Source organism: Rhodococcus wratislaviensis (assembly GCF_041228765.1).
Classification (GTDB): Bacteria; Actinomycetota; Actinomycetes; order Mycobacteriales; family Mycobacteriaceae; genus Rhodococcus_F; species Rhodococcus_F wratislaviensis.
Genome location: NZ_CP150489.1, coordinates 305,750 through 317,660, shown reverse-complemented (window position 1 = coordinate 317,660; position 11,911 = coordinate 305,750). Strand labels below are relative to the sequence as shown.

Below are 11,911 nucleotides of genomic sequence, written 5' to 3'. Positions count from 1 at the left end.
GTGATGAGACCTTCCGTCAGAGTCGGGGCGCACCACGACGGACCGCCCCGCCGCCGGGGCCGATCAGCCCTGCCGCAGGATGTAGCGCTGGATCTTGCCGCTGGGCGTCTTCGGCAGCCGGGGCACGAAGTGCACGGTCCGCGGGTAGGCGTGCGCCGCGAACTTACGCTTGACCAGCTGCTGCAGTTCCGCCGCGAGCTCGTCGGTGCCCTCGACACCGTCGTGGAGCACCACGAACGCCTCGAGCACCTCACCGCGCAGCTGATCGGGCATGCCGACGACGGCGGCCTCGACGACGTGCTCGTGCGACCGGGCAGGTCGACTCGGCCAAAGAGCTGGTGGCCTCGATTGCCTCTCGGTGCGCCGATGCGGGTCTGGCACAGTACCTTCTCGACGGCGGACCGCACGTGCTGGCGCTGCTGCACGGGCTTCGCGACGACCAGGTCGCAGGCCGCTGGCACACCGGATGGGAATCCGTCTCCACCGCCTTCCTCGATCGACTGGTCGAGGAAGACCACTGACCCGGATGACATCACGCGGTTCTGCCGCAGCGCCGGGCCGTTCCCGTTTCGCTCCTGCCCGGAGTGTCACGGGTTTGCACCGTGGCGCCGGACAGCTTCGCCCCGCCGCGCACAGCGGCACCGGTTTCGGCACTGCCCGACACCGAGGCCCGGGCGAACGCGGTCGTCGAGAATCCGGGGCGGTGCCGAACGGGCGGTGCACCGGCGCCGGATACTGTACTCGCCAGCGCGTTTTCGCGTCATGATGCCGATTGCGCGCGCATCTTCCGCATCCGACACCGCGGACAATGCACCCAGTTGCGGTGGCGACCCCAGCTCGGGAATTGATGCAGGGTCCCCGATTGGGGGCCGGTTCGCTGCATAGGTCGGCGCAGGTGGGCGGACGGGAAGTACCGGGTGTGGCTCCTCTCGTAACCCTCGGCGTGGCACAACTCAATGTTGTCGACATGGAGGCCAGGGCGAGTCGGTCGGATGGTCGGTGACCCGGAGTCGCCGATCGTCCACTTCACAACTCGAGGACAAGGGCCCCCGCCACCACGCACAGGATAAGCCTGTGCTGCCCTCAGGGAACTGCCATCTAGACCTGTGACGGAACGAGCACCTACCGTACTGCCATGTCGAGCACCAGTCGCCAGCCACCCCCACCCCGACCCGTCGGGGCCGCCACGTCAAGTTCGTCGCGTCGACCCGAGCAGCGCCTGAACCTCGGGTGCACGGTCGCCCGGGACGGGCGCCACCGGGCTCGCTCGTCGGATTCCGGCTGCGGCTCGGCCAGCCCCACTTCATCGACCCAAGGAGTGAGATAGTGCGCACTGTCGAGGTCGCGGCGGTCGAGCCCGATATCCGTGTCGGCGATATGGACCACAATTTGGAGAGTATTCGCGCCGGTTTCGCCCGCGGCGCTGCGGCCGGTGCCCGCTTGATCGTGTTGCCCGAGCTCGCCACCAGTGGGTATGTCTTCGAGGATGCGTGCGAGGCCCGATCGCTGGCACTGACCGCCGACGATCAACAGCTCATCTCCGTGGCATCGCAGCTGCCCGACGGTACGGTCGGTGTGGTCGGCTTTTGTGAACTCGCCGGTGACCGCCTGTTCAATTCAGCCCTCGTGCTCACCCGTCACCGAATTCTCGCGCGATATCGGAAGGCCCACCTCTGGGCGGCCGAGACCGAAATCTTTACGCGCGGTTCGGAGGCCGGCGCCATCGTCGCCACCCCCATCGGCAGGATCGGGATCGCGATCTGCTACGACAACGAGTTCCCCGAGGTACCGCGTCGGCTCGCTCTGTCCGGCGCCGAAATCCTTGCCCTTCCGGTGAATTGGCCCCTCGTTCCGCGCCCGCCCAGGGAACGGGCACCGGAGACCATCCAGGCGATGGCGGCCGCCCGGTCATCCCGGCTGGCGATGGTCATCGCCGACCGCCGCGGCCACGAACGCGGAGTCGAGTGGACCGGAGGCAGCGCCGTGATTTCCCCCGATGGCTGGGTATGCGCGGAGGCCGACGATCGTGCCAGGATCGCCCATGCTCTGGTGGACCTGCCGGAGCCGGGAGACAAAGCCCTCGGCGACTACAACGATTTGTTCGGCGACCGCCGTCCCGACCTCTACGACCTGACCCCCACCCCGCACTCACCCGCGAGGTCGACCCTGTGAGCGAGGATGCCATGCCCGAGGACTCCGCGACCTCCCGACAACCCATCGCCACGCCCGCGCGCGGCACGGTCGAGACCAAATCGATCGACTGGATCCCGCTGACCGAGCGGCGCGGCACGCCGTCGACGCTGTTCCCGCTGTGGTTCATGTCAAACGCCAACCTCACTACCCTCGCCACCGGCATGGTGGGGGCGGCACTGGGCGCGACGTTGATGACCTCGGTGTTAGCGATTGTGCTCGGCGTCGCAGTCGGAACGGTGTTCACCGCGTTCCATTCCGCGCAGGGCCCCCAGCTGGGGCTCCCGCAGATGATCCAGTCCCGGGCCCAGTTCGGCTACCGCGGCGTCGTGGTGATCTGTGCGGTGGTCGTGTTCAGCATCGTCGGTTTCAACATCTTCAATCAAATGCTTGCCTCGGACGTCCTGACGATCACGACGGGCATCGACGCGCACGATGGGTGGTGTGTCCTCGTCACGGTGCTTGCGCTGACCCTCGCGATTTTCGGCTACCACTGGATCCACCGGACTCAGACCTGGCTGACCTGGCTGTGTCTGATGACGTTCGGTGTCTTCACCGTCGCGGCGATCATCGTTCTCCCGTTCCCGGCCCAGCAGCTCGGCCTCGCCGGATTCGACTGGGCCGCGTTCCTGGTGCAATTCGGCGCCGCGGCGGCCTATGCGTTGGGGTGGGCACCGTATGTCTCCGACTACTCCCGCTACCTTCCACCCCAGACAAGTCCCCGCAGAGCCCTTCTGTTCACCTACGGTGGCATCTTCGTCGGTGCGGGCTGGCTGATGACGCTCGGCGCGCTGGTGGCCGCCCTGTTCGCCGGCCTGTCCCCACTGCAGGCGGTGCAGCACACGGCGGACCAGATCCTGCCCGGGTCGGGGTTCTGGCTTCTGCTCTCGGCGCTACCCGCGCTGATCACGGTGATCACCGTGAACATCTACGCGGCCTCGATCGAGTTGATCACCATGGTCGACTGCTTCAAGGCACTCCGGCCCACCCGCGCGATGCGGGTGATCGCCTGCACGATCGTCGCGTCGGCCGGGCTCGGCGGCGCGGTCGTCTCGAGTGGTGAGTTTCTGGCGAATTTCGGCAGCTTCCTGGTGGTGTTGCTATACCTGCTCGTGCCGTGGACGTCGGTCAATCTGGTCGACTACTACTTCGTGCGGCGCGGGCACTACGCCATCCGCGAGATCTTCATCCCGCACGGAGGAATCTACCGCACCTGGGGATGGCGGGGACTGACCGCGTACGCCTTCGGCATTGCGGCCATGATCCCGTTCGTGGTCACCATCTGGTACACCGGCCCGGTGGCGTCGGCGATGGGAGGGGTGGACGTCGCACTCTTCGTCGGCCTCCTCGGCTCCGCCGTCGCGTACGGAATACTCGGGCGATCACTCGACCTTGCCGCCGAACGAGAGCGCGCCCAGGCCGATGCCCGGTCGCACGGAGTCGAGGCCGTCAGTTTCGCCGGTCTCGCTGCGCCGGTGGAGACTTAGAGCGCGCCCCGGACACTGGAAACCCGGTTGGGTGGGTAGCCGACCCGACAACACTCGTCGGGCACGTATGTGCCCATCGCCGGGATGGCGCCGCTTCGCCGACCGTGCTGCGGGCGTCTGGGATCCGCCACCGAGCGTCGCCATTGAGCCCGCCGGAGTCGGCTCGCGCTGTCCAGGCCACCGCAGCGCACGGACACTAGCGTGCGCATATCGGCTGCAAGGCCCAAGGATTCCCTGGCGGGTTCTCGTCGCGGATCTCCTGCCGCAGCGCTTGGCTGACCCCATGCACAGTCACGATTCGCATCAACCCGGATTCCCACGTCGTTTCGAGGGCGGGAAAGGGTTATCCCTTACCTGAATTATTCTTGATAGGGTCGTCCTATACTTACAGTTCCCAATGCCTTGGCGTCCCGGGTGCGCGTGCGGTATTTCGCCTGTGGTGGTGCACCGTCCGCCGGGAGGGTTTGTCGGACTGCGGAGCCCGACGAAGAGGTAGAGAGGTATCGTGACGACGCTGAATCAGCTTCGGGCCTTCGCGGAGGCCGAGCGGCTCGGGTCGTTTACCGCGGCGGCAGACATCCTGCAGGTGGCGCAGGCATCGATCTCGGAGTTGGTGCGCCGCCTCGAGGATGAACTCGAGGCGCAACTGTTTGTCCGCGGCAGCCGCCGGCTCTCGCTGACCGCGGCGGGGCAGGAGTTGCTGCCCTACGCGCAGCAGGCTCTGCACGCCGCGGACGCCGGGACCCAGGCGGTCCACTCGCTCGGCTCCCTGGAGGGCGGCACCGCAACCTTCGGCGTTCCACGCAACGCCGACTATTACATGCTGTCGAATCTGGTGCAGACCTTTCACTCCCGGTACCCCGCCGTGCGAGTTCGGCTGGTGGGTCAGAACTCCGCGGAGACTGCCGCGTCCATCGCCGCCGGAGAGATCGAGGCCGGCCTTGTGGTTTTGCCGATCGACGACGACGAATTGACCGTGCGACCGCTGATGCGCGACGAGGTCTTCTACATCAGCGCCGACTCCGCCCGCACCGCCGAGCCGGTGACCATCACGCGCTTCGCGGCCGCGAAACTCGTGTTGTACGATGTGCATTACGGATGGAACGACCCCACCCGCCGCCAGCTCGCCGAACGGGCCCAGCTCGCCGGTGTCCGCATCGAACCGCAGATCGAGATCGAACATGTCGAGGCGGCACTGAAACTCGTGGCGGCAAAAGTAGGCGACACGATAGCCAGTCGAGCCGTCATCGCTGGCGCAACGTTCCCGAAAGGCTTGCACACCGCACCATTCGCAGAGCCGCTCTACGACACCATCGCCCTGGCTCAGCACCGAGGCCGGCCCCTGTCGAATGCCACCCGAGAGTTCGCGCGACTGGCCGAGGACACGATCCGCGAGATTTCTGGCGGCGAGCACGCACGAACCCAGCCCGCACGGCGCTGATCCCGCAGACCGAGGGACCCACCGACCACCCGGTCCGCTCGCGCAATGGTGGCACGCAACCACTCTCGGTCTGACTGTGCACCCCACTTCCCTACAGCAGAACGCACTCTTTGCTATAGGGTTTTCCTGTGATACCCCTAGGAATCACTCCTCTAGTCCTATAGCCGCGGAGCGCCTACCGTCACTGACATGCAGATCACACCTGAAGAAGCCCGGGCCCTCGGCCCCCTCACCTGGCTCAAGAAGCCCGCCGTCGACGGTCCCCCCGCACAGCGCGACCCGAAGGTCGTCGAACGGGTCTCGGAAATGTTGTCGCACATCGAGCGCACCGGTCTCGACGCCGTCCGCTCCTACTCCCGGGAGCTCGACGGGTGGTCCGGCGACCTCGAGATCAGCGCCGAGCAGCTCCGCAAAAGCGGCGACGCCCTTCCCTCCGATGTCCGTGCCGCCCTCGAACTCGGCTACGAGCGCACGAACCGGTTCGCCGTCACCCAGCGTGAGCACCTGACCGATTTCGAGATCGAACTCGCCCCCGGCGTGGTTGGCGGTCAGCAGTACATCCCGATCACCCGCGTCGGCGCCTATCTTCCGGCGGGCCGATTCCCGCTGCTGGCCAGCGCGTTCATGACCGTCGGGGTGGCCAAGGCCGCGGGTGTGCCCACCGTCCTCTCGTGCACCCCGCCGTCCGGTGAGCACGGCGCGCACCCTGCCGTCCTCTACGGGGCGTACCTGTCTCGGGCGGACCGGGTCTTCGCGATCGGCGGCGTGCAGGCGCTCGGCGCGATGGCGTTCGGGTTGCTCGGTGAGGCTCCGATCGACATGCTCGTCGGCGCCGGCAATGCGTTCGTCACCGAGGCCAAGCGGCAGCTGTTCGGTCAGGTGGGCATCGATTTGCTTGCCGGCCCCTCGGAGGTGGCGGTCCTGGCCGACGAGACCGCCGACCCGGAATGGGTGGCCGCGGATCTGCTCGGTCAGGCCGAGCACGGGCCGAACTCGCCCGCCGCGTTGATCACCACCTCGGAAGAGCTGGGCCGCAGGGTAATCGAGGCGGTCGACCGGCAACTCGACAGCCTCGCTACCCGCGAGGTCGCGGGTGCGGCCTGGCGGGACTTCGGTTCGGTCATTCTCGCGACCGACCGCACCCAGGCAGTGGCGGTATCGGATGTCCTCGGGCCCGAGCACCTCGAGATCCAAACCGCGGACGACGATTTCTACCTCAAGGAACTGCGGAACTACGGGTCGTTGTTCCTCGGGCCGTGGAGCACAGTGGCATACTCCGACAAGGGAATCGCCGGAACCAACCACGTGCTCCCGACGGGTAAGACCGCCCGCTACAACGCGGGCCTGTCGGTCTCGCGGTTCCTCAAGCCGCTGACCTACCAGCGGGCGCAGAAGGAGGCCACCCCCGCGCTGGCTCCGGCCGTGGAACGGATTTCGGCGTTCGAGGGCCTGGCCGCCCACGAGGCGACCGCGACGATCCGAATCGACAAGGTCGGCCGATTCTCCGGCACCTTCGACGGCACCCCGGCGGTCACCCGCGACCAGCGATAGCCGCTCACGGCGTCGGCGGCGAGAGGCAAGGCCGCCGACGCCGAGCCCCGATGCTCGCGTCGATGTCGCGACGTCAGCACGACACGCATGTCGGTTGCACCACCCCTATCAGGGGTGACACCGCACCTCACCCCGCCGGATCCGTGCAGTGGCCGAATCCAGGGCAAGCGCGCAGGCTCCGGCCGGCATCACCGCACTCGCGGGCACTCAGTCACACGATCGACGAGGATCCCATGTCAGAACACACAGTTTCTTCCTCCCCGCCCGGCGCGGGTGGGCAGCTCAGCCAAGGTCTCAAGGGCCGCCAGATCACCATGATTTCCATCGGCGGCGTGATCGGTGCCGGCCTGTTCGTCGGCTCCTCCACCGCGATCGCCGCGGCCGGCCCCGCGGTAGTGATCTCCTTCCTCGCCGCGGCGGCGCTGGTCGTGCTCTGCATGCAGATGCTCGGTGAGATGGCGGTCGCGAACCCGGACACCGGTTCGTTCTCGACCTACGCCGACCGCGCGCTCGGACGGTGGGCGGGGTTCTCCATCGGCTGGCTGTACTGGTGGTTCTATGTGCTCGTCATCCCCATCGAGGCGATCGTCGCCGGTGAGGTGCTCGGTGGCATGCTCGCGATACCCGGCTGGACGGTCGCATTCGCGGTGATCGTCCTGCTCGCCGGGACCAATCTGCTCAGCGTCCGCAATTACGGCGAATTCGAGTACTGGTTCGCACTGCTGAAGGTCGTGGCGATCGTCGGGTTCATCGGGCTGGGTGTTGCGGCCATTTTCGGGTGGCTGCCCGGATCCGGTGTCAGTGGCATCTCCAACCTGTGGACCAATGGCGGGTTCATGCCCAACGGTGCCGTCGCGGTCGTGGCCGGTCTGCTCACGGCCATGTTCAGTTTCCAGGGCAGCGAGATCGTGACCATCGCCGCGGCCGAGTCCGAAGAGCCGAAGAAGAACATCAAGAAGGCCATCCGCGCGGTCGTGTGGCGCCTGGGCCTGTTCTACCTGGGCTCGATCTTCATCGTCGTCAGCCTGGTGCCGTGGAACGCCGACGGCCTCGCGTCCGGCTCGTACCAGGCGGTCCTCGAGCGCATGAACATCCCCGGCGCCACCGGCATCATGGATGTCGTCGTCCTCGTCGCCGTCTGCAGCTGCCTGAACTCAGCCATCTATACCGCCTCCCGGATGGCGTTCTCCCTCGCCACACGGCGGGACGCCCCGGCCGCACTTGCCGTGACCGCGAAGGGTGGGGTCCCCCGCAATGCGGTCCTCGCCTCCACCGCTATCGGCATCGTTGCCGTCATCGCGAACTATCTTCTGCCGCAGATCTTCAACTACCTGCTCGCCTCGAGCGGCGCGATCGCGTTGATGATGTACATGGTCATCGCCCTCACCCAGTACGCCACCCGCCGCAAGACCCGCCACGAGGACCACACCCTCGAGGTCAAGATGTGGGCGTTCCCGTTTCTGACGGTGGCGACGATCGCATTCATCGCCGGTGTGCTGCTGCTGATGGCGATTCTGCCCGGCCACCGTCTCGAACTGTGGCTCTCCCTCGGCCTGGCGGCGGTCGTCGTCGCTCTCGGCGTGCGTCTGCAGCGCAAGTACGGGGCACACCGCCCTCCCACCGGTGATGCGGTATCGGCGGTCAGCCATCATGCGGCGTCCCCGACACCGGAACCGCAGTCCTGACCACACCACAGACCCGGGGTGGTGGCCACCTTGCGCCGCCGCGGTCGCCACCACCCCGCTTCCACTCTTCTTCGCCCGCTTCGGCACCAGGTTCACTCCGACGGAGGACAGCGCACATGACCACCGACACCGGCCGGCTCTGCCCAGCACATTCGAGCGAGCAGAGAGCGCCGGTTGCCCCGAGTGGGTATGACGACACTGTCGCCGCCCTCTCCGACGGTGACGTCGACTTCCGCCTCGACACGATCAGCGCCACGGACAGCGCCCGCGGGATCGTGCGTCTGACGATCTATCTCGCCGGCCACAGCGCCTCGCTGAGTACGATCATGCCGATGCTGCACTCGATGAATATCGAGGTGCTCGACGAGCGTCCCACCGAATTCACCCGTGGTGACCGATTGCCGTGCTGGCGGTACGACTTCCGGCTCCAGATCGATCCGGCCGCCACCGCCCGTCTCCACTCGGATACCCTCGCCGAGGCGGTCACGTCGACCCTGCGGGCAATCTGGACCCGCCGTATCGACCTCGACCGATTCAACGCCCTGGTGTTGGGAGCATCCCTGTCCTGGCGCGAAGCCGAGATGCTGCGGGCCTATGCCCGCTACCTGCGGCAGATTTCCCTTCCGTTCAGCCAGAGCTACATCTGCTCGGTGCTGCTGGACAATCCGGGGACAACCCGCGCCCTCGTCGCCCTGTTCACCCGCCGTTTCCATCCCGCCACCGCAGCCTCCCTCGAACAACTTCAACCGGACATCGACGCCCTGAGCCAGGCCATCGACACCGTCACCGGTCTCGACGCCGACCGGATCCTGCGCGCCTACTCGTCGTTGATCCAGGCCACCGTCCGCACCAACTACTTCGCCGACCGGGCGGCCGAGGCGCTGGCCCTCAAGCTGACCCCCCATGCGATCGGCGAAGCACCGCACCCGCGGCCGCTGAGCGAGATCTTCGTCTACTCCCGTCGGGTCGAGGGTGTACACCTGCGGTTCGGGAAGGTCGCCCGCGGCGGACTGCGGCACTCCGATCGCCCCCAGGACTTCCGCACCGAGATTCTCGGTCTGGCCAAGGCACAGTCGGTGAAGAACGCGGTCATCGTGCCCGCCGGAGCGAAGGGCGGATTCATCGTCAAAGAACCCCCCGCCAAGACTGGGGATGTCGGCGCCGATCGGGCACGGCAACTCGACGAGACCATCGCCTGCTATCGCATCTACATCGACGCACTGCTCGACGTCGTCGACAACCTCGACGTCACCGACCGGCGGGTACTCGCCGACCCCGACGTGGTGCGGCACGACGGGGACGATACGTACCTTGTCGTCGCCGCGGACAAGGGCACCGCCAGCTTTTCCGACCACGCCAATGCCGTCGCCTGCGCACGCGGCTTCTGGCTCGGCGACGCGTTCGCCTCCGGCGGATCGGTCGGCTACGACCACAAGGCGATGGCGATCACCGCCCGCGGCGCCTGGGAATCGGTCACCCAACATTTCCGCGAACTCGGCCACGACGTCATGACAGCCCCGACGAGCGTCGTCGGGATCGGCGACATGAGCGGCGACGTGTTCGGCAACGGCATGCTGCTCAGCCGGCAGCTGAAACTGGTTGCCGCGTTCGACCACCGGCACATCTTCCTCGACCCCACCCCCGATGCGGCCACCTCGCACGCCGAACGAGCCCGCCTGTTCGCCCTGGACCGCTCGAGCTGGGCCGACTACGACACCACCCTGCTCTCCGACGGCGGCTTCGTCGTCCCGCGCACCGCCAAACGAATTCCACTGACCGCGGCCGCCCGCACCGTTCTGGGCATCGACGCCGCGGTCACCGCCCTGACCCCCAACGAACTGATCACCGCCATCCTGCAAGCCCCGGTGGATCTGCTCTGGAACGGCGGCATCGGCACCTACGTCAAGGCCTCCACCGAAACCCACGCCGATGCCGGGGACAAGACCAACGACACCGTCCGCATCAACGGCCACCAGTTGCGCGCCCGGGTGATCGGGGAAGGAGGCAACCTCGGACTGACCCAACGCGGCCGCATCGAATACGCCCGCGCCGGCGGCCGGATCAACACCGATGCTCTCGACAACTCCGCCGGTGTCGACTGTTCCGACCACGAAGTCAACATCAAGATCGTCCTCGACTCGGCGATCCGCAATGGTCGCCTCGACCCGAACGCCCGCACCCCCCTGCTGGAAGCGATGACCGACGACGTCGCCGACTTGGTCCTGGCCGACAACCGCAACCAGAACGAACTACTCAGCATGGTCCGCGGCACCGGGGACAGCCAGCTCCCCATGCACGCCCGGCTCATCAGCGAACTCGAGGAGACCACCGGCTTGGACCGCGAGCTCGAGGCGTTGCCGTCCAAGGCAGCGATACGGGCACTGAACACCAACGGCGCGGGCCTGACCTCCCCGGAACTGGCGACCCTCCTCGCGTACGTGAAGTTGTCGGTCAAGGCCGCCGTACTCGCCGGCAACCTGCCCGACGTCGACCACGTCCACTGGTTGTTGACCGACTACTTCCCCAACCGGCTCCGCCGCGACTACCCCACCGAGATCAGCTCGCATCCGCTGCGCCGGAACATCATCGCCACCACCCTGGCCAACGACATCATCAACGTCGGCGGCCCCACCTACATGATGCGAATGCGCGACGAGACCGGAGCCGACACCACCGACGTGGTGCGGGCGCACCTGGTCGCCTCGGAAGTCTTCGGTATTCGGCAGCTGCGCGAGACCATCCGCCGTACCGATCCGCAACTGCCCGCCGCCGCGGTGGCCGCACTGCAACGCGAGATCACCCGGCTGCTCGACCGCGCCACCCGCTGGTTCCTGACCAACCGGCCACAACCGGTCGCGGTCGGCGCCGAGATCAACCGGTACCAGGGGGCAGTGACCGCGCTGTCCGCAACGATGCCCCAATGGCTCTCCGGCGCAGACGCCGACGAAGTACGCGCCAAAGCCGCCGCATTCGTCTCCGCCGGAGTCCCCACCACGATCGCCGACCGGGCCGCGGGACTGCTCGACTCGTTCAGCCTGCTCAACATTGTCGACGCCGCCGAACTCTCCCACAACGCCGACCCCGAGGTTGTCGCGCCCGTCTACTATGCGCTCTCGACACACCTGCGGATCGGACAATTGCTCACCGCCGTGTCCGCACTGACACCCACCGACAAATGGGACTCCCTCGCCCGCCTCGCACTGCGCGACGACCTGCACTTCGCACTGCGGGCGTTGACCCTCGACGCGCTCGCAGTCAGCTCCCCTGGAGATACCACCGAGCACCGGATCGCCGAGTGGTACTCGGTCAACCGATCACGAATCCACCGAGCCCACAACGTCCTCGACGACGCCGACTCCGAATTCGGGCCAGCGAAAACGATGTCCGCCCTCGCGGTCGCGACCCGCCAGATCCGCAGCATGGTCGGCGCACCCGGGAGCGGATCCACACGCGATATGGCCTCGCTGCTCGTCGCACTCGACAATGCACTCGGGGCCCCCAATCCGCCCGCGCTCGAGGGATAGACCGAAGTCACAACGACGGCTAAAACCGTGTCC

The 11,911-nt window shown here is 67.1% G+C and carries 7 protein-coding genes and 1 pseudogene; 7 read left to right on the top strand and 1 reads right to left on the bottom strand.

Annotated features, from left to right (window positions below):
• Positions 1-63: 63 nt before the first annotated feature.
• Positions 64-306: pseudogene (locus WKC72_RS40280) on the bottom strand (AMP-dependent synthetase); the annotation flags it as partial.
• Positions 307-338: 32 nt separating this feature from the next.
• Between WKC72_RS40280 and WKC72_RS40275 the strand changes: the two are divergent.
• The 7 genes from WKC72_RS40275 (at position 339) to WKC72_RS40245 (ending at position 11,878) form a co-directional block, all read left to right on the top strand.
• Positions 339-521, top strand: coding sequence for a hypothetical protein (locus tag WKC72_RS40275; RefSeq protein ID WP_370185560.1), 183 nt, complete (start codon positions 339-341; stop codon positions 519-521).
• Positions 522-1,326: 805 nt separating this feature from the next.
• Positions 1,327-2,172: a nitrilase-related carbon-nitrogen hydrolase gene (locus WKC72_RS40270; RefSeq protein WP_370184778.1), complete on the top strand. Its 846-nt coding sequence runs from the start codon at positions 1,327-1,329 to the stop codon at positions 2,170-2,172.
• Positions 2,169-3,677: a cytosine permease gene (locus tag WKC72_RS40265; RefSeq protein ID WP_370184776.1), complete on the top strand. Its 1,509-nt coding sequence runs from the start codon at positions 2,169-2,171 to the stop codon at positions 3,675-3,677. The genes WKC72_RS40270 and WKC72_RS40265 overlap by 4 nt, the downstream gene beginning before the upstream one ends.
• 505 nt (positions 3,678-4,182) lie before the next feature.
• Complete coding sequence (locus WKC72_RS40260) at positions 4,183-5,118, top strand: LysR family transcriptional regulator (RefSeq protein WP_370184774.1); 936 nt, start codon at positions 4,183-4,185, stop codon at positions 5,116-5,118.
• A 189-nt stretch (positions 5,119-5,307) separates the two neighbouring features.
• Entirely contained in the window at positions 5,308-6,669 is a 1,362-nt protein-coding gene (gene hisD, locus WKC72_RS40255) for a histidinol dehydrogenase (RefSeq protein ID WP_370184772.1), read from the top strand.
• Positions 6,670-6,902: 233 nt separating this feature from the next.
• Positions 6,903-8,354 (top strand): amino acid permease, encoded by a 1,452-nt coding sequence (locus tag WKC72_RS40250; protein WP_370184771.1) that lies wholly within the window; start codon positions 6,903-6,905, stop codon positions 8,352-8,354.
• Positions 8,355-8,470: 116 nt separating this feature from the next.
• Positions 8,471-11,878: an NAD-glutamate dehydrogenase domain-containing protein gene (locus WKC72_RS40245; protein ID WP_370184770.1), complete on the top strand. Its 3,408-nt coding sequence runs from the start codon at positions 8,471-8,473 to the stop codon at positions 11,876-11,878.
• The last annotated feature ends 33 nt before the right edge of the window (positions 11,879-11,911 follow it).

Excerpts from the sequence above, each read along its gene's own strand:
- hisD (WP_370184772.1), top strand. The coding sequence starts at position 5,308 with ATGCAGATCACACCTGAAGAAGCCCGGGCCCTCGGCCCCCTCACCTGG.
- WKC72_RS40250 (WP_370184771.1), top strand. The coding sequence starts at position 6,903 with ATGTCAGAACACACAGTTTCTTCCTCCCCGCCCGGCGCGGGTGGGCAG.
- WKC72_RS40245 (WP_370184770.1), top strand. The coding sequence starts at position 8,471 with ATGACCACCGACACCGGCCGGCTCTGCCCAGCACATTCGAGCGAGCAG.